This is a genomic window from Ideonella alba (assembly GCF_018069875.1).
Classification (GTDB): domain Bacteria; phylum Pseudomonadota; class Gammaproteobacteria; order Burkholderiales; family Burkholderiaceae_C; genus Ideonella; species Ideonella alba.
On sequence record NZ_JAGQDF010000012.1, the window covers coordinates 17,980 to 43,893 of the forward strand.

The following is a 25,914-nucleotide window of genomic DNA, read 5'->3' on the forward strand; positions in this document are numbered from 1 at the left end:
CCACAGGAGTGTTCCGATGAACCGTGTTCTGATCCCCGCCGTGCTCGCGCTCTTCAGCGCCACGGCCCTGGCCGCCGACCCGGTGGTCAACCCCGCCGCCAGCGAGATCGGCTTCAGCGCCAAGCAGATGGGCGTGGCCATGCAGGGCCGCTTCAAGCAGTGGACCGCCCAGATGCGCTTCGACCCCAAGAAGCCCGAGGCCGGCCAGGTCAGCTTCGCCATCCAGACCGGCAGCGCCAGCTTCGGTGCCAAGGAGACCGATGCCGAGCTGCCCAAGCCCGAGTGGTTCGGCGTGGCCAAGTTCCCCACCGCCAGCTTCCAGTCCAGCGCCATCAAGGGCCTGGGCGGCGGCAAGTTCGAGGTGGCCGGCAAGCTCAGCGTCAAGGGCAACGTCAAGGACATCGTCGTGCCGGTGGCCCTGACCCAGGCCGGCGGCGCCACCACCGCCACTGGCTCGTTCACGATCAAGCGCCTCGATTTCAAGATCGGCGAGGGCGAGTGGGCCGACACCTCGATGGTGGCCAACGACGTCGTCGTCAACTTCAAGCTGGCGATCAGCGGCATGGCGCCGCTGTGATGCCCGTCTCCTTCTTCTCACCCACCCTGTCAGGGAGTTTCTCGATGAACCTGCGTTCGCTCTTCGCCGCCACCGTGCTGGCCGCCGCCATCCCCGCCATCGCCGCCCCGGTGACCTACAACGTCGACCCGACGCACACCTTCCCGCGCTTCTCGTACAACCACCTGGGCATGTCCACCCAGCTGAGCAAGTTCAACAAGGTCAGTGGCTCGGTGGTGTTCGACAAGGCCGCCAAGACCGGCTCGGTCGACGTGACGATCGACACCACCTCGGTGGACACCGGCTCCAGCCTGTTCAACGGCCACATCCAGGGCGAGGAGTTCCTGGACACCGCCAAGTTCCCCACCGCCACCTTCAAGTCGACCAAGGTGGTCTTCGACGGCGACAAGCCCGCCTCGATCGAGGGCAACCTGACGATCAAGGGTGTCACCAAGCCGGTCACGCTGACGGTGACCCACTTCGTCAACCAGGCCCATCCGATGATGAAGGTCGACGCCATCGGCGCCAACGCCAGCACCGTGATCAAGCGCAGCGAGTTCAACGCCAGCAAGTACGTGCCCTACGTCGGCGACGAGGTGACGATCACGCTGTCGATCGAGGCCGTGGCCGCCCAGTAAGGCCAGGCCACCACCCATGAACGACACAGGGGACCCGCGGGTCCCCTGTTGTCATGAGCACGGTGTGTTCAGGACCGCGCCAGCAGCGTGAAGTGCTCGACCACCGGCGGCTGAGCGAAGAACGGGCCGACGATGGCGCGCCACTGGGTGAACAGATCGGAGCCACGGAAGCCCACCGTGTGGTCCTCCAGCGTCTCCCAGAAGATCTGCAGCACATAGCGCTCGGGGCTCTCCATCCCCTTGTTCACCTTGAAGCCGCGAAAGCCGGGGGCCTGGGCGATGACGGTGGTCAGGCCGCGCTGGATGGCCTCGTCGAATTCGGCCTGGCGGCCAGGCTGGATGCGGATGTCGGCGATTTCAAGAATCATGGTGGGCAGGAGCGTCGTCAGGAAAGCCAGTGTGCCACGCGGCTATGATCCGCGCCGCATTCCGGAGACCGCGCTTGAGCACCCCCCGCCCCGACGACTGGCAGCACGACCACGAGGTCGGCTCGGCTGCCGCCACCCAGGACACCACCCGTGTCGACGACCTGCGCATCGGCGCGGTGCGACCGCTGATTTCCCCGGCGCTGCTGCTGGACGAACTGCCGCTGCCCGCGGCCGCGCAGGATGTGGTCGAGGGCGCGCGCGCCGGCATCGCCCGCGTGCTGGCCGGCCAGGACGACCGCCTGGTGGTGGTGGTCGGCCCCTGCTCGATCCATGACCACGCGCAGGCCATCGACTATGCGCAGCGGCTGAAGGCGCTGAACGACGAACTCTCGGGTGAGCTGCTGCTGGTGATGCGCGTCTACTTCGAGAAGCCGCGCACCACGGTGGGCTGGAAGGGCTACATCAACGATCCGCGCATCGACGGCAGCTTTCGCATCAACGAGGGCCTGCGCCGCGCCCGCGCGCTGCTGCTGGAGGTGGCCGGCATGGGCCTGCCGGCCGGCACCGAGTTCCTCGACCTGCTGTCGCCGCAGTACATCGCTGACCTCGTGGCCTGGGGCGCGATCGGTGCCCGCACCACCGAAAGCCAGAGCCACCGCCAGCTGGCGTCCGGCCTGTCCTGCCCGGTGGGCTTCAAGAACGGCACCGACGGCGGCGTCAAGGTGGCGGCCGACGCCATCGTCGCGGCCAGCGCCGCGCATGCCTTCATGGGCATGACCAAGATGGGCCAGGCGGCGATCTTCGAGACCCGTGGCAACGCCGACTGCCATGTGATCCTGCGCGGCGGCAAGCAGCCCAACTACGCCGCCGCCGATGTCGACGCCGCCTGCGCGGTGCTGCGCGCCAACGGCCTGCGCGAGCAGGTGATGATCGACTTCAGCCACGCCAACTCGTCCAAGCAGCACCGCCGCCAGATCGAGGTGGGCGCCGACGTGGCGGCACGCATCGCCGCCGGCGAGCGCCGCATCACCGGCGTGATGATCGAAAGCCACCTGGAAGAAGGCCGCCAGGACGCGGTGCCCGGCCAGGCGCTGAAGCCCGGCGTGTCGATCACCGATGCCTGCATCGGCTGGGCTGATACCGAGCCGCTGTTGCGCACGCTGGCCGCGGCTGTTGCGTCGCGGCGCGGCTAGCCTGGGGTATCAGTTGATGAGAACTCGGGGGTCGTAGAGGGAGGCCCGGAAGTCCACCGGGTGGGTCTCGCCCTCGCCCAGCGCCCACAGCGACAGCATCGCCGCCGGCATCGGGCGGCCGTAGAGGTAGCCCTGGAACTCGTCGCAGTGCAGGGCCAGCAGCAGGTCGCGCTGGCGTTCGGTTTCCACCCCTTCGGCCACCACCTTCAGGCCCAGCGCGTGGGCCATCTTGATCATCGCGTCGACCACGGCCAGCGCGTCGCCGCTCTCGTCGATGTCGGTGAACAGGCTGCGGTCGATCTTCAGCTGCTTGGCCGGCAGCTTGCGCAGTGCGGCGAAGTTGGAATAGGCGGTGCCGAAGTCGTCGATCGACAGCGACACGCCCACGCCCGCCAGCGCACCGAAGGCGCGCATGGTGGTGTCCTCCATGGCCACCGACTCGGTGATCTCGAAGGTCAGCAGCGAGGGCTCGATGCGGTAGCGTTCCAGCGCGGCGCGGATGCGCGGCACCAGGTCGTCCTGGCGCAGCTGCTGCATGCTCAGGTTCACGGCCACGCGCATGCGCAGGCCCTGGTCCAGCCACTCGCGCACCTGGCGGCAGGCGTCCTCGATCACCCAGTAACCCAGCGCGCTGATCAGCGCGAAGCGCTCGGCCACCGGGATGAAGACCGCCGGTGAAATCATGCCGCGGGTGGGGTGGTTCCAGCGCACCAGCGCCTCGGCGCCGGTGATCTGGCCCGAGAGCGCGTGCACCTTGGGCTGGTAGTACAGCTCCAGCTCGTGGCGCTCGATCGCGGTGCGCAGGTCGTGCTGCAGCTCCAGTTGCAGCCGCGCGTCCTGGTCCATGCTGGGCGCGAAGACCGCGAAGGACGAGCCGCCGGCGCGCTTGGCCGCGTACATCGCCGCATCAGCATTGGCGATCAGCTTGTTGCCCGGCCCGTGCGCCGGGTAGGTGACGATGCCGATCGAGCACGACAGGTTGACCTCGACCAGGTTGGGCAGGCGGTAGGGCCGCGAGATGGCCTTGAGCACCGCCTGGGCGGTGCGGGGGCCGCGGCTGGCGTCGCCATCGAGCTGCAGCAGCAGCAGGAACTCGTCGCCGCCCACGCGCGCGGCCAGGTCCTGCGGTTCGACCAGGCCACGCAGGCGCTCGCCCACCTCGGCCAGCACCGAATCGCCGGCGGCATGGCCGAAGGAGTCGTTGACCGGCTTGAAGCCGTCCAGGTCGATGAACAGCACGGCCAGCGATTCACGCTCGCCGGCGGGCACCTTGTCGAGCTGCTCGGCCAGGCGCTCCTCGAACAGCGCGCGGTTGGGCAGACGGGTCAGGGGGTCGGACAGCGCCTGTTCGCGCAGGCGCTCCTGGGCCACGTTCAGCGAGGCGCGCAGGCTGGCCTGGCGGCGGCGCGAGCCGGCGTCGGCCAGGGCTCCGAACACGCCCAGCACCAGCAGGCCGGTGGCCGCGCCGCACAGCAGCCAGACCACGCCCGGGTCGGCGCCGTCGCCGCGCGGGCCCGGTGGCAGCGGCGCGAAAGCCAGGGCGCTGACGCTCAGCTCGGCCGCCAGCCCGCACAGCAGGCCGAAGGCCAGCGCCCCCACCCACACCCGCACCTCCACGCGCGCCACCTGGCTGAAGCGTGGATGGCCCAGCCAGCCCAGGCCCACCAGGGCGCCCAGGCTGATCGCACCCACGGCAATCGCCTGGGTCTCGAGCAGCACATGCTGGGCCGGCCACTGCAGCGAGCCCGCCGCGACCGCCGCCACCAGCTGCCACAGCCCCCCCAGCACCAGGGCCTGCACCGGCACCCGCAGCCAGGGCCGGTGCGACCACAGCAGCGACAGCGACAGCATGCCGGCCATGCCGACAATCGCCACGCCCCAGCTGACCGCCAGCAGGGCCGGGCGGAAAAACAGGTCCCAGGGCAGGCCCATGCCGGCCAATGCCACGCACAGCATGGCCCACAGGCCGCTGCCGCCGGCCAGCGACAGCGCGGCCAGCCAGCCCAGCGCACCGGGTTGGCGGCCGGCGCGCAGGCGCTCGTCGGCGTGGCCGATCAGGGCGAAGAGCAGGATGCCCATCAGCGCGGCACTGAGGCTGGCCACGCCGTTGGCAAAGGGGACGATAGTCTGGGAATCCATCACTGGGCAGGTTTATCCCTTGCTATCGGAATTCCCGCAAGCAACTGAACCCCTGATTCGTGACGAGCGCACGCTCCATTCCCGCCGAACCCACCTGCAAGCCACGCCGTGACGGGTTCAGAAACCCATGCGCCGCTGTTGCCGGACCTGGGGCTTGAGCCGGTGTTCTCCCTCCAATTGGCTCAGGAATTCATCGGGCGTCAGCGCCTGTCCCAGCAGCTCGGCCTGCCGCTGCACGGCCGCAAAGTCGCCCGGGGTGAGCTGGTCCAGTGCGGCCAGGCGGCTGCGGCGCTCGGCATCCAGCCCCGCCGCCTGCCCCTGTAGCGCCTCGGCGACGAACATCCGCTGGCGCTGGGCGGTGTCCAGCGGCTTGAACTGGATCTTGAAGGTGAAGCGGCGCAGCGCCGCCTCGTCCAGCTCCTCGAACAGGTTGGTGGTGCAGATGAACAGCCCGGCATGGCGCTCCATGCCCTGCAGCATCTCGTTGACCTCGGTGATCTCGTAGTGGCGCTCGGCCAGGCGGCGGCTGCGCAGGAAGCTGTCGGCCTCGTCGAGCAGCAGCACCGCCTGCTCGGCGGCGGCTTCCTGGAACATGCGGGCCAGGGCCTGTTCGGTCTCGCCGACGAACTTGCTGACCAGGTCCGAGGCCTGGCGCACCATCAGTGGCCGCCCCAGCGCGTTGGCAATGTGCTCGGCCAGTGCGGTCTTGCCGGTGCCCGGCGGGCCATGGAAGCACAGCGTGCCGTGGCCGCGGCGGCGCAGCGCCTCGATGATGGCCGGCAGGTCGAAGCGGCTGTCGATGTTCAGCAGCGACAGATCCCAGTGCGTGACCGCCGGCCGCGCGGCGGCGCCGGCTGCGCGCCGGCCCAGCGCCTTGTCGGCATGGGCCAGCTGGCGCTCGATCAGGGCCTGCGCATCGGCCTCGCTGCCGGCCAGACGGGCGAAGCGGGCGGCGGTGCGGATCTGCGCCGGCGTCAGGCCAGGGCGGCCGGCCAGGCGCGCCACCAGCGCGTCGTCCACCGGCAGCTCGGCCAGTGCGCGCCGCACCAGGGCCTCGCGCGCGCCGGGCGGCGGCGAGGTCAGCTCCAGGTGGTACTGGAAGCGGCGCCGGAAGGCCGGGTCGATCTGCTCGATGCGGTTGGTCACCCAGATCACCGGCACCGGGTTGTTCTCGAGGATCTGGTTGACCCAGGCCTTGCCGCTGACGGTGCCGGTGCCGCCATCCCCGGCATCCAGCCGCGCCACCAGCTGTGCGGTGTCGCCCGACAGCGTGGGAAAGACATCCTCCACCTCGTCGAACAGCAGCGCCACGCGGGCGCTGCCGTCCAGGAAGACCTGGCTGATCTGCAGCGAGCGGTAGCGGTCGCGGCCGCCCAGCGGATGGCCCTCGCGGTCGGCGTACTCCACCTCGTAGAGCTGCAGGCCGGCGCGCTCGGCGCACACCCGCGCCAGCTCGGTCTTGCCGGTGCCCGGCGGGCCATAGAGCAGCACGTTGACGCCTCTGGCCTTGCGCGCCACGGCCTGCTCCAGCAGCCGGCTGATCACCGCCACATCGTCGGCCACGAAGGCGAAGTCCTCGCTGCTGAGCGTGCTGCGCTCGGCGGGCCGGGTGAACACCGCCATCAGCTCGTCGGGGCCGTGGTACTCGCGCATCAGCACCGGCGGCAGCTGCTCCGACACCTTCATCAGGTCGGCCAGGTCGGTGATGTTGTGCTCGGAGATCAGGTTCTCGACCATGCCGATGCGCTCCAGCCGCGAGCCGGTGCGCAGCGCGTCGGCCACCTCGCGCTCATCGACGCCAGCCACGCCGGCCAGCAGCGCATAGGCCTCCTGCGCGCTGCCCACCTTGAACTCCACCAGCAGGCCGCGCAGCTCGCGCTGGTAGCGCGCCAGCGTGCCGTACAGCAGCAGCGCGCGCTCGGCCGGGTTGAGCTGCAGCAGGCCGGCCAGCGCGTCCAGGTTGCGCTCGACCAGGGTCTGCTGGCGGCGCAGGTCGGCCCCCAGCCAGTCGGCAGTGGCGCGCAGCAGCGCCATCAGGTCCTTGGGCTCGTCCTTCAGGTGTTCATCCAGGTGGAAGAACAGGCTGCCCTCTTCATAGGGGCCGCGCCAGACGCCGTGGCGGGCGATGAAGGCGGCGTCGCCCAGCTTCTCGTGTCCGTCCCACAGCCGGTTGCCGGCGCAGCGGCGCGACAGGTACTCGCGCAGACGCCGCAGCACCGGCTGCGGCCACACCAGGTGGCGACCCACCAGCGACAGCAGGCTGCCCCAGTCGCGGCGCAGCTGCAGGCGCGGTCCCTGGCCCAGCACCAGCAGCAGCACGAAGTGGGTGCAACGCCGGTCAAGCACCGGCGCCTCGGCCAGTCCGGGTGAGGGCAGCAGCGTCGTCGCATCCAGCCGGCGCCTGACCATCCGAGATACCTCCGGGAGTGGGGCGGCCCCCGGGCCGCCATCTGCCCGGCCGATCTTGGCAAAGCCGGCGCCCGGGGGCAAGCCCTGCGCCGCCGCAGCGCTCAGCCGCTCAGTGCAGGACGGTGGGCTGCCAGCCGGCGCCGGTGTAGCGCGCCAGGTGGGCGTCGATGTCGGCCGGGTCGATCTCGTCGTCGTCGGCCAGCGCCTCGACCTGGGCGCGGAACAGCTCGGCCAGTTCACCGTCCAGGAAGATGCCCTTGCGGGTCTGCTTGTCGACGATCTCGATGCCGCTGACCGCATCACCCGAGGTGGCCGGCAGGTCGATCTGCATCACCGCGAAGCTGTCGGAGTTGTAGAGCACGATCATCGAAAGCCCTCCATCAGTCATGGTTGTGGTCGGAGGGAGAGTCACCCTCAGGCCTCGCAGGTGGCGACCGGGGGGTGCTTTTCAAGGCGCCTCGTCCAGCCGGCTCCAGCGTACCGCACTTCCGCCCGGCGTGCGCAACCATTGCCAGGCCAGGGGCCAGTGCGGGGCCTGGGCCTCCAGCCAGAGGTCGATCCGGTGGTCGTACGGGCGGCGCGCCGGACGCTGCCAGTGCAGCGCAGGCTGGCCGTCCAGCGGCTCGGTGTCGACCAGGGTCCAGTCCCAGGCGCCCAGGTCGCCGTCGGCACCCGCCACCGGCAGCCGCAGCGTGGCGCCCACCGCCCACTGCGGCTGCGCCGCCAGCACCGCCAGCAGCTGCGGCAGCCAGCTCAGCCGGTCCTGCGCGCCCTCGGGCAGGGCCCAGGCCTGCGCCCGGCCCGAGAAGCTGAGCCAGCCCTGCTCGCGCTGGAAGTTCACCGCGCGCGCGGCACCGCGGGCCTCGCGCTCCAGCGCGCGCTCGGGCGCCAGACCATGTCCGTCGAAGCCGCCCTGGCTGTGCTGCTCGATCAGGCGGCGGCCGTCGAGCTCGGCGCTCAGGTGCGAGCTGAAGCGCTGGCCGTCGTGCTGCCACTCCCAGCGGCCCTCGCCGCGCGCCTCGCCGCGGCTGACCGCAAAGCGCAGCGTGCGCGGCGGCGGCAGCCGGGTGGCGTAGCGGGGCCAGGCGTGGTCGGTCGGCTCGGACGGCACGATCGGCAGGGTGGCTGCAGGGGCCGGCGGCGCCGTCGGCATCGGGGCGGGGGGCTCGGGCGGCGGCCCAGCTGACCGTCGCGGTGGCGTCGGGGCCGTGGCCGGCACGGTCATCGCCGGGTGGTCCGCGGGGGTGTCGTCCACCGGCGCCGCCTGCAGCCGCACCCGCAGGCCGCTCGGTGCCACCAGGGCCGCGGCCGCGTGGCCGGGCGGCGCGGCGCGCATGGCGGCGTCGATCAGCGCCAGGTGGACGGCGCCCACACCCAGCAGCAGCCCCAGGCCGGCCATGGGACGCGCCCACCGGTCCGGACGGGGTGGGGCGGGGTACTGCAGCCAACGTCGGGTGGCGTGGGCGGCCATTGGACAATACTGCCACCAATTCCAGCCCGGCAGGAACTGCCCCGATGAAACTCGCCACCTACCAGGACGGCTCGCGTGACGGCCAGCTGGTCGTTGTCTCGCGCGACCTCACCCAGGCGCATTACGCCACCGACATCGCCACCCGCCTGCAGCAGCTGCTCGATGACTGGAACTTCCTGTCGCCGCAGCTGGAGGACCTGTCCACCACGCTCAACCAGGGCAAGGCGCGGCATGCCTTTCCCTTCGATCCGGCGATGTGCATGGCGCCGCTGCCGCGCGCCGCGGCGCGGCTGCTGGCGCCGCCGGAGGGCTCGCTGCGCCGCGTGGCCAGCGACGCGCTGATGGGCGCGCGCGAGGCCTGGTTCGGCGCCGCCGGGCCACTGCAGGCCGTGCCCGGCCTGGTGGCGATCACCGGCGACATCGACACCGGCGCCGACGCCGGCCAGGCGCTCGACGGCCTGCGCCTGCTGGCGCTGGGCCTGGACTGGCAGCAGGACGGCGAGTCGCTGAGCGCCGGCTTCAGCCCGGTGGCGGTGACGCCTGACGAGCTGGGCGAGGCCTGGCGCGGCGGCCGCCTGTCGGTGCCGCTGCTCTGGCGGCGCAATGGTCAGGCGCTGGGCGCGCTGGACCTGGGTGAGGCGCTGCCGCAGGGCCTGGGCGAACGCCTGGCCGAGGCCGTGCGCCGCCGCCCGCTGCGCGCCGGCAGCCTGCTGATGCTGGCCGCCCAGCCGGCGGACCTGGGCGGTCTGGCCGAGGCCGAGGGCCTGGCGCCGGGCGACGGCCTGTCGCTGGTGGCGGCCGAGCCGCTGGGCGAGGAGGCCTTCGGCCGCCTGGACAACGCGGTCGGGCAACTGGCATGACCGGTGGATGGCGCGGCTGGGTGGCCCGGCTGTGGTCGGCGCTGCTGTGTTCGGCGTTGGTGGGGCTGGCGCCCCCCGCGCTGGCCAAACCGCCCGCATGCCCGCCGGCCGCCCAGGCCCCGGACGCCGCCACGCTCGCGCAGTGGCAGGCGCAGGCGCGCGACCGCGGCCTGCTGTGGCGCTATGAGAAGGACGGCCGCAGCGGCTGGCTGTTCGGCACCCTGCATGTGGGGCGCGGGCCCTGGAGCGTGCCCGGGCCGGCACTGTCGCTGGCGCTGGAACAGGCCGACCGGCTGGTGCTCGAGATCGACCCGCTGGCCGATGACACCCAGTCCGCCCTGCGCGCGCCAACGCCCGCCTCCGGCCCCGCGCCGGCGGCGTTGCCCAAGGCCCTGGCCGCGCGGCTGCGCCGCCAGCTGGAGCGGGCCTGCGTGGGCACGCTGCTCGACGGCCTGACCCCATCGATGCAGGCCGTCACCCTGCTGGCGCTGTCGGCCCGCGGCGCCGGTCTGGACCCGGCCTGGGGCCAGGAGCCGATGCTGTCGCAGCGCTTCCACCAGGCGCGCCGGCCGGTGGAGTCGATCGAGACGGTGGACCAGCAGGTCCAGGCCCTGGTGGGTGGCGACGAACTGGACACCTTGCGCCAGGCGCTCGACGAGCTGGAGAACCCCGCCTCGATGGCCGTGGTGAACCGCCTGGCCGAGGCCTGGGCAGCCGGTGACCTGGCCACGCTGAGCGCCTACCCGCGCTGGTGCCGCTGCCTGGATACCGCGCAGCAGCGCGCCGAGTTCGACCGCATGGTGGTGCAGCGCAACGCCCGCATGGCCGCCCACATCGAGCGCCTGCACGCGGCCGGCGCCCGCCCGCTGGTGGCGGTGGGCGCGCTGCACCTGGTGGGCGAGGACGGCCTGCCGCAGCGCCTGCAGCGTGCCGGCTTTCGCCTGACCCGGCTCGGACCGGGCGCGCCGTAGGCCCGGTGCAAGCCAGCTGAGCGCACAATCGACCATCACAGGCCGCACGAGGAGACAAGGCATGAGCAGTGCCACCGATTTCGCCAAGATGGTTCCGGGCTTCGAGTTCCTGCAGGGGCTGGTCAAGAACGCCGGTTCGGCGCTGCCGGGCATCGGCCAGTGGGTCGCGCCCACGCTGAACCCCGAGGAGCTGGAAAAGCGCATCGAGGAGCTGCGCACCGTGCAGTTCTGGCTGGAGCAGAACGCCCGCATGCTGGGCGCCACGATCCAGGCGCTGGAGGTGCAGCGCATGACGCTGTCCACGCTGAAGACCATGAACGTCTCGATGGGCGACCTGCGCGAGGCGATGACGCTGAAGATGCCCGAGGTCGCCGAGCCGCCCGCCGCCACCCCGGCCGCTGCGCCGAAGGCCAAGGCGGCGCCGCGCAAGAAGGCCGCGGCGGCCCCGGCGGCGGCCGCGCCGGGCGCGGTCGATCCGATGCAGTGGTGGGGCGCGCTGACCAAGCAGTTCACCGAGCTGGCCACCAACGCGATGAAGGACAGCGCCACCGACGCCGCCAAGAACCTGGCCAGCGCAATGGTCAAGCAGAGCTTCGATGCCGCCGGCGAGACGCTGAAAAAGGCGGTCGCTGTGCCCGCCACCGTGGCCAAGACCGCGGCTGGCGCGGTGGCCGCCGGCGCCCGCGCCAGTGCCGCCGCGCCCAAGGCGCCGGCCCGCAAGGGAGCTGCCAGCCGGCGATGAGCGCCTCCGCCTGCCTCGCGGCGCACGCCACCCACCCCGACGCCGGCATGGCGCTGGCGCTGGCCGCCGCGCAGATCGATGCCCAGGCCGCGCAGCGGCCCGGCTGGCGCCCCACGCTGGGCCTGCTGTACCTGAGCGAGGGCTTTGCCGAGCGTGCCGCCGAGTGCCTGGACGAGGCGCGCCGCCGCTGGCCGGGCGTGGCCTGGGCCGGTGCCGCCGCCTGGGGCCTGGCGGCCGATGGCGTCGAATACCTGGACGAGCCGGCGCTGGTGCTGTGGCTGATCGACCTGCCGGTGGCGCAGTTCCGCTGCTTCGATGGCCGCCATCCGCTGGCCGAGGACTGGGCCGGCAGCGCCCTGGTCCATGCCGACCCGGAGCTGCCCGAGCTGGGTGCGCTGCTCAACGAGCTGGCCGAGCGCACCCGCAGCGGCTACCTGTTCGGCGGCCTGCCCAGTGCCCGCCTGCACCGGCGCCACTGGGCCGGCGGCGAACCCATGCAGGGCGGGCTCTCGGGCGTGGCCTTCGCGCCCGCGGTGGGCCTGGTCTCGCGCGTCACCCAGGGCTGCCAGCCGGTGGGTCCGACGCGCCGCGTCACCGGCGCCGAGCGCAACCTGGTGGCCACGCTCGACGGCCAGCCGGCGCTGCCGCAGCTGCTGCAGGACCTGCAGGTGTCGCTGGACGAGCCGCGCCAGGCCATGGCCGCGCTGCGCCACACCCTGGTCGGCCTGACCGACGAGGGCGACGCGGCGCGCGGACCGGGCGGCCAGTTCGGCGGCGACACCCGGGTGCGCCACCTGATCGGCATCGACCCGCTGCGCGAGGCGGTGGCGGTGGCCGACCAGGTCGAGCCCGGCATGTCGCTGGCCTTCTGCACCCGCGACCCGGTGGCCGCGCGGCGCGACCTGGTGCGCATCTGCGCCGAGATCCGCGACGAGGTCGATGGCGACGGCAGCGCGCCGCCGCGGCGCATCCTCGGCGCCCACTACGTCAGCTGCACCGGCCGCGGCGGGCCGCATTTCGGCGGCGACAGCGAGGAGCTGCGCATCCTGCGCCACGCGCTGGGCGAGGTGCCGCTGGTGGGCTTCTTCGCCGCCGGCGAGATTGCCCATCGGCACCTCTACGGCTACACCGGCGTGCTGACGGTGTTCACCAGCGCCTGAGATGGCGGCTGATCGCATCCCACCCATCCAGTGCCTGCAGGCCTTCGAGGCGCTGGCCCGGCTGCGCAGCGTGACCCAGGCCGCGGATGAGCTGAGCGTCACGCCCAGCGCCGTCAGCCACCGCATCCGCCAGCTCGAGACCCAGCTGGGCTGCAAGCTCTTCCTGCGCGACTTCGGCCTCACGCCCGAGGGCCAGGCCTACCTGGCGCCGGTGCGCCAGGGGCTGCAGTCGCTGGCCCAGGTGCCAGGCCGCGCGGCATCCAGCGGCGCCAGCGCGCGCTTGCGGCTGGCGGTGACGCCCACCTTCTCGCGCCAGCTGCTTCTGCCGCGGCTGTCGCACTTCCGCCATGCCTACCCCGAGATCGAGCTGGTGCTGCAGGTGGCCATTCCACTGGCCGACACCAAGGCCGAGGAGGCCGACCTGGAAGTGCGCTACGGCGCCGGCCCCTACCCGGGCCTGGAGCAGGTGCGCCTGCTCAGCGACGAAGTCACGCCCGTCTGCAGCCCCGAGTACCTGCACGAGGCCGGCCCCTTCGGCGCGTTCGCCAGCGCCGACGATGTGCGCCGCGCCCGCCTGATCCGCACCCCCTTGGAGCCCTGGAGCACCTGGTTCCAGGCCCACGGCATCGCGCTGCCCGAGCCCACCGGCGGCGCCCAGTTCAACGACGTCGGCCTGGTGCTGGACGCCGCCGCCGCCGGCTTCGGCGTGGCGCTGATGCGCCTGCGACTGGGCCTGAGCTGGCTGGACAGCGGCCGCCTGGTGCGCCTGTCGCCGCGCAGCGTGCCCTCGCCGCTGCACCACCACCTGTGCTGGAAACCCGGCACGATGGACCGCTGGGAGTGTGCGGCCTTTGCCGACTGGCTGCGCACCGCGCTGGCCACCCCCTGATTCGAGGGCCCCGTCCCCCCAGGGCGGGTCTTGCCCGCACGCCGGATGCGGGCGCATGCTGCGCGCTGGAGGGATGCCATGACACACCACATTCAAGCGCGCGCGGTCCGCACCGCATGCTGGGCCCTGCTGGGCCTGTCGGCCGCGGCCGCGGCCCAGACCCGCCTGCAGCCCGGCCTGTGGGAACAGACCCAGCAGATGAAGTCCGGCAGCGGCCAGATGGAGGCGCAGATGGCCCAGGCCCAGGCGCGGCTGGCGGCGCTGCCGCCCGAGCAGCGCAAGATGGTCGAGCAGATGATGGCCCAGCAGGGCGTGGGCATGGGCAGCGCGCCGGCCAGCGTGCGCCTGTGCCTCAGCAAGGAGCAGACCGAGGGTGGCGACGTGCCGCGGGCCGACGGCCGCTGCACCCACCAGGTCAGCCAGCGCAGCGGCAACACCCTGCACTACAGCTTCCAGTGCAACGGCAACCCGCCCAGCTCGGGCGAGGGCGACTACACCGTCAACAGCCCGACCTCCTACAGCACGCAGATGACGATGAAGACCGTGGTCAAGGGCCAGCCCGAGACCATCCAGATGACCCAGCAGGGCCGCTTCGTCAGCAGCGACTGCGGGGCGCTCAAGCCGATCCAGCTGCCGCGCTGACGGGCTGGGCGCCCGAACGCCGCAGGCTCAGGCGGCGTCCGGCGCGGGCTCGTGCTTCATGTGCCGGAAGCGCGCCTCGTCGGGCGTGCCTTCCAGCGGCGAGCCGGGCTCATCCTGCGGCCGCCACATCAGCACCTGGTCGATCTTCGCCGCCAGTGCCAGGTCCTTGGCGGTGATGCCGTCGGCCGAATGGGTGCGCAGCTTCACCCGCACGAAGGCATAGGACACCACCAGATCGGGGTGGTGCCAGGCGGCCTCGGCCAGGTGGCCGATCGTGCTGACCGCCAGCATCGTCGACTTCCAGCCGCTGGTCTTGTACTGGCGGCGGATCCAGCCGTTCTCCAGCTGCCAGTGCGGCAACTCGGCCGCCAGGCGGCGTTGCACCTCGTCGTCGGGAATCAGGGGGTCGGCCATCGCTGTCTCCGGGGGGAAGTCGCGCTGATTCTGGTCAGGCGCCGCCGACCCGCGCGCCAGGGTGGCCTTTGATGCGGGTTAACCCGCGCATTGAAAAAGGCTCATGCGCCGGCGCGGGAAGTTTCATCTGCGCACCCGGGGCGCTGCCTACATTGCCGCTCGGTTCACGGTCGCCCCCAACGGCCGTCAGGCTTTTCAACACTTCGAGCGGAGACACCCACCATGGTCTGGCAACAGGTCTACGATCCCTTCGGCAACATGTTCATCTCCACCTTGCTGGCCGCCGTGCCGGTGGTGGTGATGCTGGTGGCGCTGGGCTTCCTGCACATCAAGGCGCACATCGCCGCGGGCCTGGGCCTGCTGGCGGCCTTCGCGGTGGCCGTGTTCGGCTACGGCATGCCGGCCGGCCTGGCCGGCAACGCGGCCTTCTTCGGCGGTCTGACGGGCCTGCTGCCGATCGGCTGGATCGTGCTGAACATCATCTTCCTGCAGCAGCTGGCCGAGGGCAACGGCAGCTTCAAGGTCCTGCAGGACTCGCTGTCGGGCATCACCGAGGACCGCCGGCTGCAGCTGCTGCTGATCGCCTTCTGCTTCGGCGCCTTCTTCGAGGGCGCGGCCGGCTTCGGCACGCCGGTGGCGGTGACCGCGGGCATCCTGATCGGCCTGGGCTTCTCGCCGCTGGCAGCCTCGGGCCTGTCGCTGATCGCGAACACCGCGCCGGTGGCCTTCGGTGCGCTGGGCACGCCGGTGATCACGCTGGCCAAGGTGCATGGCTACGACCTGATGGAGGTGACGGCCATGATCGGCCGCCAGCTGCCCTTCTTCTCGCTGCTGGTGCCCTTCTGGCTGATCTGGGCCTTCGCCGGCCGCAAGGCGATGATGGAGATCTGGCCCGCGATCCTGGTGACCGGCCTGTCCTTTGCCATTCCGCAGTTCCTGGTGAGCAACTTCATTGGCCCCGAACTGGTGGACATCATCGCGGCGATCGTCTCGATGATCGCGCTGGTCACCTTCCTGAAGTTCTGGCAACCGAAAAAGATCTGGACCTCGCCCACGCTCAAGGGCCACGAGAGCGATGGCGGCACCCCGCCGCGCCCGGTGACCATGGTCACCCACAGCCGCGCCGACCTGTTCCGCGCCTGGCTGCCCTGGCTGATCCTCACCGTCTTCGTCTTCATCTGGGGTCTGCCGGCGGTGAAGACGTACTTCAACGGCCTGTGGGCGCCCAAGTTCCCGATCGAGGGCCTGAACAACCTGATCGAGAAGGTGCCGCCGGTCGTGCCCTCGCCGCACAAGGAAGCGGCAGTCTATGTGCTCAACGGCCTGTCGGCCACCGGCACCGGCATCCTGCTGTCGGCCGTCATCGGCGCGCTGGTGATGGGCTACAAGCCGCTGGCCATCGTCAGCACCTACTTCCGCACGCTGTGGATGGTGCGCACCTCGCTGCTGACCATCGTGCTGATGCTGGCGCTGGGCACGCTCACCCGCTTCTCCGGCACCGACACCACGCTGGGTCTGGCCTTCGCCGGCACCGGTGCGCTCTACCCGTTCTTCGGCACGCTGATGGGCTGGATCGGGGTGGCGATGACCGGCTCGGACACGGCCTCCAACGTGCTGTTCGGCGGCATGCAGAAGGTGGCGGCCGAGCAGCTGGGGCTGTCGGCCAACCTGATGGGCGCGGCCAACTCCTCGGGCGGCGTGATGGGCAAGATGATCGATGCGCAGTCCATCGTCGTGGCCTCCACCGCCACGCGCTGGTTCCACCATGAAGGCGACATCCTGCGCTACGTCTTCTTCCACTCGATCGCCTTGGCCTGCCTGGTGGGCCTGTACGTCACGCTGCAGGCTTATGTCTGGCCGTTCACGCTGATGGTGATCCACTGAAGTCAGTCCGCTTGTGACCCCGATGCCGGCAATGCCGGCGTCGCCGCGGCGTACAGTTGCACGAGCCAGAGCAGAAAGGCCCTCGCCGGGCCAGGGTGACCGATGAACGCGATCCAGGACCTGACAGCCGCCGACCCCGCCGACCGCTCTGCGCGGCAGTCCGAGGTGGTGGCCGCGCTGCGGCCGCTGCTGCCGGCCCACGCGCTGCTCTACCAGCCCGAGGACACCACGCCGTACGAGTGCGACGGCCTGACTGCCTACCGCCAGCGCCCGCTGCTGGTGGCGCTGCCCGAGACCGAGGAGCAGGTGGCCGCCGTGCTGCGCGCCTGCCACCGGCTGGGCGTGCCGGTGGTGGCGCGCGGCGCCGGCACCGGCCTGTCCGGCGGCGCCATGCCCCACGCCATGGGCGTGACGCTGGGCCTGGCCAAGTTCAACCGCATCCTCAAGCTGGACCCGTACAGCCGCACTGCGGTGGTCCAGTGCGGCGTGCGCAACCTGGCGATCAGCGAGGCCGCCGCGCCGCACGGCCTGTACTACGCGCCCGACCCGTCCAGCCAGATCGCCTGCACGATCGGCGGCAACATCGCCGAGAACTCCGGCGGCGTGCACTGCCTGAAGTACGGCCTGACGGTGCACAACGTGCTGAAGCTGCGCGGCTTCACCGCCGAGGGCGATCCGATCGAGTTCGGCGGCGACGCGCTCGATGTGCCGGGCCTGGACCTGATGGCCGCGGTGGTCGGCAGCGAGGGCATGCTGGCGGTGATCACCGAGGTCACCGTCAAGCTCACCCCCAAGCCGCAGCTGGCGCGCTGTGTGATGGCCAGCTTCGATGACGTGCGCAAGGCCGGCGACGCGGTGGCCGCGGTGATCGCCGCCGGCATCATCCCGGCCGGTCTGGAGATGATGGACAAGCCGATGACCGCGGCGGTCGAGGACTTCGTCCACGCCGGCTACGACCTGAGCGCCGAAGCCATCCTGCTGTGCGAGTCCGACGGCACACCCGAGGAGGTGGAAGAGGAGATCGGCCGCATGACCGCGGTGCTGCAGTCGGCCGGGGCCACCCGCATCGAGGTCAGCCAGGACGAGGCCCAGCGTCTGCGCTTCTGGAGCGGCCGCAAGAACGCCTTCCCGGCCTCGGGGCGCATCAGCCCCGACTACATGTGCATGGACAGCACCATCCCGCGCAAGCGCCTGGCCGACATCCTGATCGCGATTGCCGAGATGGAGAAGAAGTACCAGCTGCGCTGCTGCAACGTCTTCCACGCGGGCGATGGCAACCTGCACCCGCTGATCCTCTTCGATGCCAACGACCCCGACCAGATGCACCGCTGCGAGCTGTTCGGCGCCGACATCCTGGAGACCAGCGTGGCCATGGGCGGCACGGTCACCGGCGAGCACGGCGTGGGCGTGGAGAAGCTCAGCTCGATGTGCGTGCAGTTCAGCCCCGAGGAGCGCGAGCAGATGATGGCGCTCAAGCACGCCTTCGACCCGCACGGCCTGCTCAACCCCGGCAAGGTCATCCCCACGCTGCACCGCTGTGCCGAGTACGGCCGCATGCACGTGAAGAAGGGCCTGCTGCCCTTCCCGGAACTGGAGCGGTTCTGAGCGTTGACCGTGATCAAGCCGCTGCTTAAGACCCGGTTCAGCCGGTCGCACGAAGATCAGCCCCATCGACCCGATGGAGGATCTGATCATGCGCGCTCCGTTGACCGCCCTGCTGGGCACCGCGATGGCCCTGGCCTGCGGCCTGGCCTCGGCCACCGTGTTCCAACTGGCCCCGGTCAAGCTGCCCGGCGGCATCACGGTGTCGGGCACCGTCACCACCGACGGCACGATCGGCCCGCTGACCGCGGCCAACCTGACCGACTGGTCGGTCTCGGTGCGCCAGGTGCAGCGCTTCGTCTTCGACCCCAGCCACCCGGGCGTGCAGGTCAGCGGCGTGAGCGTCTCGGCCGACGGCCGCAAGATGAGCGTGCGCACCTCGCCCGATGGCGTGAACGACGGCGGCCTGCTGGCCTTCGGCAGCTTCGGCCCCGGGCCCGAGTACGGCGTGCAGGTGGCCAACTTCACCGGCGCCTACGCCGATGGCGGCGTGGCCTTCTACCTGGCCGGACCGGCCTTCGAATGGCAGTGGCTGTCGGCGCCGAACGCCAGCAAGCGCCTGGTCGCCAAGGCGGCGCCGGGCAGCTCGGTGTTCAAACTCGTGCCGGTGGGCTTTCCCAGCGGCGCGGTGATGAGCGGCACCATCACCACCGACGGCCGCACCGGCGCGATCGACGCGTCGGCCATCACCGACTGGAAGATCACCGCGGCGCTGGTCGACGAGGTCCGCTACACGCCGGCCAACAGCAGCGTGCTGCCGGCCACCGCGGGGCTGTCCAGCGATGGCACGACGCTGAGCGTGGCGCGGCCCGGCGGCTACTTCGGCGTGGGCATCGCGCCGCGGCCGCCGGCGCGCGGCCAGGGCGCGGTCCCGGCCGACTTCGCCAGTGCCACCGCACCTTCGGGCGGCCAGGCCGGCTACTGGAACGCCTTCACCTTCCAGTACGTCGGGCTGCACTTCAAGGGCAGCGCCTGGCCGATCGCCACCGTCCAACCCTGAGCGGCGCCCCGGCGGTGCCGCAGCACCGCCGATGAGCGAACTCCACGATCCCCTCCTGCAGACGCTGATCGAGCGCGTGCGCGACGCCGCCGCGCGCGAGCAGCCGCTGTGCATCCGCGGCAGCGGCAGCAAGGACTTCTACGGCGGACCGCTGGTCGGCGAGCCGCTGGACGTGCAGGCGCTGCGCGGCATCTCGTCCTACGAGCCCACCGAGCTGGTGGTCACCGCCCGCGCCGGCACGCCACTGGTCGAGCTGGAAGCCGCGCTGGCCGAGCAGGGCCAGTGCCTGCCCTTCGAGCCGCCGCGCTTCGGCGAGTCCGGCGGCACGGTGGGCGGCATGGTGGCCGCCGGCCTGGCCGGACCGGCGCGCGCGGCGGTGGGCGGCGTGCGCGACTACGTGCTGGGCGCGACGATGCTCAATGGCCAGGCCGAGCTGCTGAGCTTCGGCGGCCAGGTGATGAAGAACGTCGCCGGCTACGACGTCTCGCGGATGCTGGCCGGCTCGATGGGTGTGCTGGGCGTGATCTGCGAAGTCTCGCTGAAGGTGCTGCCGGTGGCGCCGGCCACGCGCACGCTGCGCTTCGACCTGGACCAGGTCAGCGCATTGCGCCGCCTCAACGACTGGGCTGGCCAGCCGCTGCCGCTGAACGCCAGCGCCTGGTGGGACGGTGCGCTGGTCGTGCGTCTGCGCGGCGCGCAGGCCGCGGTGGCGGCGGCACACCAGCGCCTGGGGGGCGAGGAGATTCCCACCGGACTGGCGCAGGCCTTCTGGGACGGCCTGCGCGACCAGCGCGACGAGTTCTTCCAGCTGGCCCAGCAGGCGGTGGCCGACGGCGCCACGCTGTGGCGCCTGTCGGTGGCGCCCACCGCGCCCAAGCTCGACCTGCCCCAGGGCCAGCACCAGCTGATCGAATGGGGCGGCGCGCTGCGCTGGGTGGTCTCGCACGAGGCGCCCGCACGCCTGATGGCCCTGGCCGCCGATGCCCGCGGCCACGCCAGCGTCTACCGCAGCGCCCACGACCACCCCGGCGTGCCGCAGCCGCTGACCGAGGCCAGCCTGCGCATCCACCGTGCCATCAAGCGCGCCTTCGATCCGGCCGGGCTGTTCAACCGCCAGCGCCTGCTGCCGGAGCTGTGATGAGTGATGCCGGCTTCGCCACGCCCGAGACGATGCGCGACTACTACGCGCAGCGGGCGCAGGAGTACGAGCTGGTGTATCACAAGCCGCACCGCCAGCCGGCGCTGCGCCGCATCGAAGCCTGGCTGCGCGAGGTCTTCGCCGACCGGTGCGTGCTCGAGATCGCCAGCGGCACCGGCTGGTGGGTGCCGCACGCGGCCGCGCAGGCCCGGGCCTGGTGGGCCACCGACCTGAACCCCGAGACGCTGGCCGTGGCCCAGGCCAAGGCCTTGCCGGCCTGCGTGCGTTTCGCCCAGGTCGACGCCTACACGCTGCAGGGCCTGCCCCAGGCGCGCTTCGACGCCTGCTTCGCCGGCTGCTGGTGGAGCCATGTGCCGCTGCAGCGCCTCGACGCCTGGCTGGCCACCGTGCATGCCGCACTGCCGGCGGGCAGCCGCGTGGTGATGCTGGACAACGCCTATGTGGAGGGCGACTCCACCCCGGTGACCCGACACGACGACCACGGCAACGGCTACCAGCGCCGGCAACTGCGCGACGGCAGTGAGCACGAGGTGCTGAAGAACTTCCCGTCCCAGGCCGAGGTGATCGCCCGCCTGGGCCCGCGCGCCGAGGCGGTGGTCTGGCACGACCTCGGCCACTACTGGGCCGTGGACTACCGGCTGCGCTGATGGAACTGCTGCAAGGCTTCGCGTTGCTGCTGCTGTGCCAGTCCGCCGGCGAGGTGCTGGTGCGCCTGACGGCGGCGCCGCTGCCGGCACCGGTGCTGGGCGCCGGGCTGCTGCTGGTGCTGTTGCGCTGGACGGCCCTGCGCGCGCCGGTGGCCGCGGCGGCCGATGGCCTGCTGGGCCACCTGTCGCTGCTGTTCGTGCCGGTGGGCGTGGGCGTGATCACCCACCTGGCCTTGCTCAGCGAGTTCGGCGGCCGGATGCTGGTGGCGATCGTGCTGTCGACCTGGGCTGGGCTGGTCGTCACCGCGCTGGTGTTGCGCGCGCTGCTCAAGGAGGGCTGAGGTGAGCGCCTTCGTCGAGCTCTGGGTCTACCTGTCCGCCACCCCGCTGTTCGGCCTGACCGCCACCGTCAGCGCCTATGTGCTGGCGCAGATGGCCAGTGCGCGCCTGGGCCACCCGCCGTTGGCCAACCCGGTGCTGTGGACGGTGCTGGCGCTGTCGCTGCTGCTGATGGCCACCGGCACCGCCTATCCCACCTACTTCTCGGGCGCGCAGTTCATCCACTTCCTGCTCGGCCCGGCGGTGGTGGCGCTGGCCTGGCCGATGTGGCAGCGGCGGGCGCAACTGTGCTCGCGCTGGCGGCCGGTGCTGCTGGCCGCGCTGGCGGGTGGCGCGGCGGCCGCGGTCAGTGCGGTGGCCATCGGCTGGGGACTGGGGCTGCCGGCCGAGGTGCTGGCCTCGCTGGCGCCCAAGTCGGTCACCGCGCCGGTGGCCATGGGCATTGCCGAGCGCCTGGGCGGCATCCCCGCGCTGGCCGCGGTGGGCGCGCTGCTGGCGGGCCTGACCGGCGCGCTCAGCGCCAAGCCGATCTTCGATGCGCTGCGCGTGGCCGACCCGTCGGTGCGCGGCTTCGCGCTGGGCACGGCCTCGCACGGCATCGGCGCCGCACGCGCGCTGCAGGTGCATCCCGATGCCGGGGCCTACGCCGGCCTGGCGCTGGGCGTGCAGGTGCTGCTCGCCTCCTTGCTGATGCCGCTGGCCTGGCGGCTGTTCTGACCCCCCTCTTCGAGCCATGCAAACCCACCTCGCTCCCGAATACGCCGGCACCCCCGACGGCGAGGCCGCCGAGGCCATCCTGCGCAAATGCGTGCACTGCGGCTTCTGCACCGCCACCTGCCCGACCTACCAGCTTCTGGGCGATGAGCTCGACGGTCCGCGCGGCCGCATCTACCTGATGAAGCAGTTGCTCGAGGGCGGCACGGTCACGCGCGCCACGCAGCAGCACCTGGACCGTTGCCTGACCTGCCGCAACTGCGAGAGCACCTGCCCCAGCGGTGTGCAGTACGGCCGCCTGGTCGACATCGGCCGCCGCCTGGTCGAGGACAAGGTCGAGCGCCCGCGCGGCGAGCGCACGGTGCGCTGGCTGCTCAAGGAGGGCCTGACCTCGCCGCTGTTCGGCCCGGCGCTGAAGCTGGGCATGGCGGTGCGGCCGATGCTGCCGGCCTCGCTGCAGCGCAAGCTGCCCGAGCCGGCGCCGCCGCAGGCCCACCACTGGCCCACGCGCACGCATGCGCGCAAGGTGCTGATGCTGCTGGGCTGCGTGCAGCCGGCGATGATGCCCAACATCAACTCGGCCACCGCCCGGGTGCTGGACGTGGCCGGCATCCAGACCCTGGTGGCCGACGACGCCGGCTGCTGCGGCGCGATCCGCGAGCACCTGAACGACCACGCCGGCGCGCTGGCCGACATGCGCCGCAACATCGACGCCTGGTGGCCGCTGGTCGAGGGCCTGACCGAGGCCGGCCAGGTCGAGGCCATCGTCGTCAACGCCAGCGGCTGCGGCGTGGCGGTCAAGGACTACGGCCATGCGCTGGCGGGTGATGCCGCCTATGCCGACAAGGCCGCGCGCATCAGCGCGCTGGCACGCGACATCAGCGAACTGCTGCCCGACATCGTGCCGGCGCTGCAGCAGGCACTGACGATGCGCCGCACCCGGCTGGAGGCCGACACCGCCGAGCCGGTGGCGCTGGCCTGGCACCCGCCCTGCACGCTGCAGCATGGCCTGAAGCTGCGCGGCGGCGTGGAGCAGCACTTGAAGGCGCTGGGCTTCGTGCTGACGCCGCCCTGCGACAGCCACCTGTGCTGCGGCTCGGCCGGCACCTACTCGGTGCTGCAGCCCGAGCTGTCGCTGCAGCTGCGCGACCGCAAGCTCAAGGCGCTGGATGCGGTGGAGGGCGAGGCCATCGTCTCGGCCAACATCGGCTGCATCCAGCATCTGCAGTCGGGCAGCGCGCGGCCGGTGCGCCACTGGATCGAGGTGCTGGACGACGCGCTGCGCGCCGCCGGCTGAGCGCACCCGGGGCGGGCTGGTCGCTTTCGTTCAAGACAGCGTCCGGCGCCGGCGGCAGCATGCGCTGCATGGACGAGCAGACCCCCCCGACCCTGGAGCGCGACGGCTTCCTGCTGACCCGGCTGGACGACCTGGTGCAGGCCTGCCGCGGCGGCAGCCTCTACTACCTGACCTTCGGCCTGGCCTGCTGCGCCGTGGAGATGATCCACGCGGCCGCCGCGCGCTACGACCTGGACCGCTTCAGCATGATCCCGCGCGCCAGCCCGCGCCAGGCTGACCTGATGATCATCTCGGGCACGCTGACCCACAAGATGGCGCCCGCACTGCGCCGCATCTACGACCAGATGGCCGAGCCGCGCTATGTGATCTCGATGGGTTCCTGCGCCAACGGCGGCGGCTACTACCACCACAGCTATTTGGTGGTGCGCGGCTGCGACCGCATCGTGCCGGTGGACGTCTATGTGCCCGGCTGCCCGCCCACCGCCGAGGCGCTGCTGTACGGCATCCTGCAGCTGCAGCGCCGCATCCGCACGCGCGAGGTGCACAGCCGATGATGCGTGCATGGGCCCTGCTGCACATGGTGTCGGCCAGCGCCTGGGCGGGCTGCGTGATGACCGAGCTGGTGGCCGAGAAGTGGCTGCTGCAGCCCGGCGACCGCGCCCGGCTGGCGGGCCTGCACTGGCAGATCGACCGGTGGGTGGAGCTGCCGCTGGCGGCGCTGGCGCTGCTGGCCGGCGTGCGGGCCTGGCCCGGTGCGGCGGCCGACGCGGGTTTGCGCGCCATGGCGGCGGCCGGTGGGGTGGCGATGCTGGCCAACGCGGTGTGCAGCGTCTGGGTGTGGCGGCGCTGGCAGGCGGCACGCCTGGGCGACCCTGCTGCGCACGCGCACGCCGACCGCTGGCAGCACCGCTGGGGCGCGCTGGTGGCGCTGGGACTGGGGCTGGCGCTGGGCGCCGCGGCCTGGCGGGCTACAGCCTGAGCAGCCAGTCCTCGTCGCCGTCGGCACTGTCCAGGCGCCGCTGCAACGCGACCGGGCTGTGTGCGAACGCCGCCTTCACCTCGCGCGAGAAATGCGCCTGGTCGGCAAAGCCGTGCTCGGCCGCCGCCTCGGCCGCGGGGGCGTGGCCGTCACGCACGGCCAGCATCGCCCGCTCGGCGCGCAGGTAGCGCTCCACCTCGCCGGGGCGCAGGCCCACCGCATCGCCACTGCGGCGCTGCAGGTGGCGCTGGCTCCAGCGTTGCAGCGTCAACGCGGCGGGCAGGCTGCTGCGGCGCCAGGCGTGGCGCAGCAGATGCACCCAGCCGGGTTGCCGGGGCGCCACCGCCTGCCAGCGCGGTCGCAGGAAGGCCTCGCACCGCGCGATGCGCGCGGCATGGTCGGGCGCCTGCGCCACGCTGTCCAGCAAGGCCCGCCAATCGGCGGGCAAGGCCAGGCGTGCATCCTCGATGCGGTCGCGCCAGGCACCCAGGTCCAGGCCACTCAGCAGCGCCAGCACGCCGGGCTGGAAGGCCAGCCCGAAGGAGCAGTAGCGCGTGATCGCCAGCGAGCGGTAGTCGTGGCGATGCGCGCCGGCCACAAAGACCGCAGGCAGTTCGCGGTCGACCGCCGCGCCGCCGCATTCCACCAACTGCGCCCGGCCCTCGAGCAGCCACACCAGGCCGTTGTACGGCCCGGGCGGCACGCGGGTGGCGCGTTGCGCCAGACTCAGCGTGGACGCACCGCGCAGGTCGTGCCAGTAGAAGGCGCGCACCACGTCGGCCAGGTCGGCCGCCGGGGCGACGAGCTGCGAGTCAATGCCCATGCTCAGTTCGGATGCGCATCCGCCGCCGCGGGTTCCGGATCGACCCGCAGCGCCCACCACACGCCGGCGATCAGCAGCGCGATGCCGCAGGCGGTGGGCAGGCCGGGCCACTCGCCGCGCAGCACGAAGGCATAGGCCAGCGCCGACAGCGTCTCGAAGACGATCAGCTGGCCGGCGATGTTGGTGGGCAGGCGCTGGCTGGCCTCGTTCCAGCACAGCGTGCCCAGCCAGGAGGCCAGCAGGCCGATCGCCAGCATCAGGCCCACATAGGCGCCGGGCCGCGGGCCCAGCGGCATCACCCACGGTGCGTCGGTCAGCGCAAACACCAGCCAGGTGCCGGCGAAGCCCAGCAGCGCCAGCGGCAAGGTGGCGATGCCTTGCGCGGTGGCCCAGGTGCGCGGGCTGCGCTCGGCGTGGGCGCGCAGCCAGTCGGCGTTGCGGATCGGGTACCAGGTCCAGCACACCACGGCCGCCAGCGCCAGCGCGGCGCCCAGCGCGTAGCGGCCCAGGTCGGCCTGCGGGTCAGCGCGCAGCGCCTGCCACTCGGCCTGGTTGACCAGGCCGATGCCCAGCGCGATCAGACCCAGCGAGGGCGCCAGGCGGCGCCAGGGCAGGGTGCCGTCGCGCGCCGCGTTGCGGCGGTTCGAGACCAGCGCGATCACCACCGGCAGCGTGCCGATGATCATCGTCGGCAGCGGCGCGCCCGCGCGCTGGATGGCCGAGGACAGGCACAGGTAGTAGACGATGTTGCCCACCATCGCCAGCTTCAGCGCCTCGAGCCAGTCGGCGCGCGTGAGCGTGCGCAGCGCGGCGCGGTCCCACCAGGCCAGCGGCAGCGCGATCAGGCCGAAGGCCAGGTAGCGGCCGAAGGACAGCATCACCGCCGGGTAGTCGGACAGCAGCAGCGGCCCCACGAACACCAGGCCCCACATCAGGCCTGCGGCCAGTGCAAACAGCGTTCCGATCAGCATCGACTTAACACAAAAAACGGCCGTCTCCGGCAGCAGCCGATGATCGC

General features: G+C 72.0%; 27 protein-coding genes. 19 read left to right on the forward strand and 8 right to left on the reverse strand.

Annotated features, from left to right (window positions below; all coding sequences use genetic code 11):
* Positions 1–16 precede the first annotated feature (16 nt).
* On the forward strand, positions 17–577 hold the full coding sequence (locus KAK07_RS18600) for a YceI family protein (RefSeq protein WP_210862496.1): 561 nt from the start codon (positions 17–19) through the stop codon (positions 575–577).
* Positions 578–621: 44 nt separating this feature from the next.
* Positions 622–1,194 carry a YceI family protein gene (locus KAK07_RS18605; protein ID WP_210851499.1) on the forward strand — a complete coding sequence of 191 codons (573 nt, stop codon included), beginning with the start codon at positions 622–624 and terminating at the stop codon, positions 1,192–1,194.
* 68 nt (positions 1,195–1,262) lie between these two features.
* Here KAK07_RS18605 and KAK07_RS18610 read toward each other — a convergent pair whose 3' ends face one another.
* A complete protein-coding gene (locus KAK07_RS18610; RefSeq protein ID WP_210851500.1) occupies positions 1,263–1,562 on the reverse strand; it encodes an antibiotic biosynthesis monooxygenase family protein in 300 nt (99 codons plus the stop codon).
* A gap of 74 nt (positions 1,563–1,636) precedes the next feature.
* On the opposite strand from KAK07_RS18610, the gene KAK07_RS18615 reads away from it, so the two are divergent.
* Positions 1,637–2,755, forward strand: coding sequence for a 3-deoxy-7-phosphoheptulonate synthase (locus tag KAK07_RS18615; protein ID WP_256441140.1), 1,119 nt, complete (start codon positions 1,637–1,639; stop codon positions 2,753–2,755).
* Between the two features lie 9 nt (positions 2,756–2,764).
* Here the strand turns inward: KAK07_RS18615 and KAK07_RS18620 are convergent, their stop codons facing one another.
* From KAK07_RS18620 to KAK07_RS18635, 4 genes are all read right to left on the reverse strand, one after another.
* Positions 2,765–4,894, reverse strand: a complete 2,130-nt coding sequence (locus KAK07_RS18620) for a putative bifunctional diguanylate cyclase/phosphodiesterase (protein ID WP_210851502.1) — start codon at positions 4,892–4,894, stop codon at positions 2,765–2,767.
* A 117-nt stretch (positions 4,895–5,011) separates the two neighbouring features.
* Entirely contained in the window at positions 5,012–7,303 is a 2,292-nt protein-coding gene (locus tag KAK07_RS18625; protein ID WP_210851503.1) for an ATP-binding protein, read from the reverse strand.
* A gap of 109 nt (positions 7,304–7,412) precedes the next feature.
* The gene (locus tag KAK07_RS18630; RefSeq protein WP_210851504.1) at positions 7,413–7,670 is read right to left on the reverse strand and encodes a BTH_I0359 family protein; all 258 of its coding nucleotides are present in this window, start codon (positions 7,668–7,670) and stop codon (positions 7,413–7,415) included.
* 81 nt (positions 7,671–7,751) lie between these two features.
* Positions 7,752–8,702, reverse strand: coding sequence for a hypothetical protein (locus KAK07_RS18635; protein WP_210851505.1), 951 nt, complete (start codon positions 8,700–8,702; stop codon positions 7,752–7,754).
* Between the two features lie 116 nt (positions 8,703–8,818).
* On the opposite strand from KAK07_RS18635, the gene KAK07_RS25445 reads away from it, so the two are divergent.
* The 6 genes from KAK07_RS25445 (at position 8,819) to KAK07_RS18665 (ending at position 14,038) form a co-directional block, all read left to right on the forward strand.
* Positions 8,819–9,634 (forward strand): fumarylacetoacetate hydrolase, encoded by an 816-nt coding sequence (locus tag KAK07_RS25445; protein ID WP_247664464.1) that lies wholly within the window; start codon positions 8,819–8,821, stop codon positions 9,632–9,634.
* Positions 9,631–10,605, forward strand: a complete 975-nt coding sequence (locus KAK07_RS18645; protein WP_210862499.1) for a TraB/GumN family protein — start codon at positions 9,631–9,633, stop codon at positions 10,603–10,605. The genes KAK07_RS25445 and KAK07_RS18645 overlap by 4 nt, the downstream gene beginning before the upstream one ends.
* 61 nt (positions 10,606–10,666) lie before the next feature.
* Positions 10,667–11,347: a PhaM family polyhydroxyalkanoate granule multifunctional regulatory protein gene (locus KAK07_RS18650; RefSeq protein ID WP_210851507.1), complete on the forward strand. Its 681-nt coding sequence runs from the start codon at positions 10,667–10,669 to the stop codon at positions 11,345–11,347.
* Positions 11,344–12,507, forward strand: coding sequence for an FIST signal transduction protein (locus tag KAK07_RS18655; protein ID WP_210862501.1), 1,164 nt, complete (start codon positions 11,344–11,346; stop codon positions 12,505–12,507). The genes KAK07_RS18650 and KAK07_RS18655 overlap by 4 nt, the downstream gene beginning before the upstream one ends.
* A gap of 1 nt (position 12,508) precedes the next feature.
* The gene (locus tag KAK07_RS18660) at positions 12,509–13,396 is read left to right on the forward strand and encodes a LysR substrate-binding domain-containing protein (protein ID WP_210851509.1); all 888 of its coding nucleotides are present in this window, start codon (positions 12,509–12,511) and stop codon (positions 13,394–13,396) included.
* A gap of 78 nt (positions 13,397–13,474) precedes the next feature.
* On the forward strand, positions 13,475–14,038 hold the full coding sequence (locus KAK07_RS18665; RefSeq protein ID WP_210862503.1) for a DUF3617 domain-containing protein: 564 nt from the start codon (positions 13,475–13,477) through the stop codon (positions 14,036–14,038).
* A gap of 27 nt (positions 14,039–14,065) precedes the next feature.
* Here KAK07_RS18665 and KAK07_RS18670 read toward each other — a convergent pair whose 3' ends face one another.
* Positions 14,066–14,452, reverse strand: a complete 387-nt coding sequence (locus tag KAK07_RS18670; RefSeq protein WP_210851511.1) for a 4a-hydroxytetrahydrobiopterin dehydratase — start codon at positions 14,450–14,452, stop codon at positions 14,066–14,068.
* 222 nt (positions 14,453–14,674) lie between these two features.
* Here KAK07_RS18670 and KAK07_RS18675 point away from each other — a divergent pair, with 222 nt between their 5' ends.
* The 10 genes from KAK07_RS18675 (at position 14,675) to KAK07_RS18720 (ending at position 24,073) form a co-directional block, all read left to right on the forward strand.
* Positions 14,675–16,336: an L-lactate permease gene (locus KAK07_RS18675; RefSeq protein ID WP_210851512.1), complete on the forward strand. Its 1,662-nt coding sequence runs from the start codon at positions 14,675–14,677 to the stop codon at positions 16,334–16,336.
* 102 nt (positions 16,337–16,438) lie between these two features.
* Positions 16,439–17,941, forward strand: coding sequence for an FAD-linked oxidase C-terminal domain-containing protein (locus KAK07_RS18680; RefSeq protein WP_210862505.1), 1,503 nt, complete (start codon positions 16,439–16,441; stop codon positions 17,939–17,941).
* Between the two features lie 88 nt (positions 17,942–18,029).
* Positions 18,030–18,938, forward strand: a complete 909-nt coding sequence (locus tag KAK07_RS18685) for a hypothetical protein (RefSeq protein ID WP_210862507.1) — start codon at positions 18,030–18,032, stop codon at positions 18,936–18,938.
* 31 nt (positions 18,939–18,969) lie between these two features.
* Positions 18,970–20,076 (forward strand): glycolate oxidase subunit GlcE, encoded by a 1,107-nt coding sequence (glcE, locus tag KAK07_RS18690; RefSeq protein ID WP_210851515.1) that lies wholly within the window; start codon positions 18,970–18,972, stop codon positions 20,074–20,076.
* Positions 20,076–20,744, forward strand: coding sequence for a methyltransferase domain-containing protein (locus KAK07_RS18695; RefSeq protein ID WP_247660865.1), 669 nt, complete (start codon positions 20,076–20,078; stop codon positions 20,742–20,744). The genes glcE and KAK07_RS18695 overlap by 1 nt, the downstream gene beginning before the upstream one ends.
* On the forward strand, positions 20,744–21,085 hold the full coding sequence (locus tag KAK07_RS18700; RefSeq protein ID WP_210862509.1) for a CidA/LrgA family protein: 342 nt from the start codon (positions 20,744–20,746) through the stop codon (positions 21,083–21,085). The genes KAK07_RS18695 and KAK07_RS18700 overlap by 1 nt, the downstream gene beginning before the upstream one ends.
* 1 nt (position 21,086) lies before the next feature.
* Entirely contained in the window at positions 21,087–21,800 is a 714-nt protein-coding gene (locus KAK07_RS18705; protein ID WP_210862510.1) for an LrgB family protein, read from the forward strand.
* A 16-nt stretch (positions 21,801–21,816) separates the two neighbouring features.
* On the forward strand, positions 21,817–23,094 hold the full coding sequence (gene glcF / locus KAK07_RS18710; RefSeq protein WP_210862512.1) for a glycolate oxidase subunit GlcF: 1,278 nt from the start codon (positions 21,817–21,819) through the stop codon (positions 23,092–23,094).
* Between the two features lie 68 nt (positions 23,095–23,162).
* A complete protein-coding gene (locus KAK07_RS18715; RefSeq protein ID WP_210862514.1) occupies positions 23,163–23,648 on the forward strand; it encodes a NuoB/complex I 20 kDa subunit family protein in 486 nt (161 codons plus the stop codon).
* Positions 23,645–24,073 (forward strand): hypothetical protein, encoded by a 429-nt coding sequence (locus KAK07_RS18720; protein WP_210862516.1) that lies wholly within the window; start codon positions 23,645–23,647, stop codon positions 24,071–24,073. Before KAK07_RS18715 ends, KAK07_RS18720 begins: the two co-directional genes overlap by 4 nt.
* On the opposite strand, the gene KAK07_RS18725 is transcribed toward KAK07_RS18720, so the two are convergent.
* Both KAK07_RS18725 and KAK07_RS18730 read right to left on the reverse strand, forming a co-directional pair.
* Positions 24,063–24,896 carry a helix-turn-helix domain-containing protein gene (locus KAK07_RS18725; protein ID WP_210862518.1) on the reverse strand — a complete coding sequence of 278 codons (834 nt, stop codon included), beginning with the start codon at positions 24,894–24,896 and terminating at the stop codon, positions 24,063–24,065. The genes KAK07_RS18720 and KAK07_RS18725 overlap by 11 nt on opposite strands.
* Positions 24,897–24,898: 2 nt before the next feature.
* The gene (locus KAK07_RS18730; RefSeq protein ID WP_210862520.1) at positions 24,899–25,867 is read right to left on the reverse strand and encodes a DMT family transporter; all 969 of its coding nucleotides are present in this window, start codon (positions 25,865–25,867) and stop codon (positions 24,899–24,901) included.
* Between the last annotated feature and the right edge of the window lie 47 nt (positions 25,868–25,914).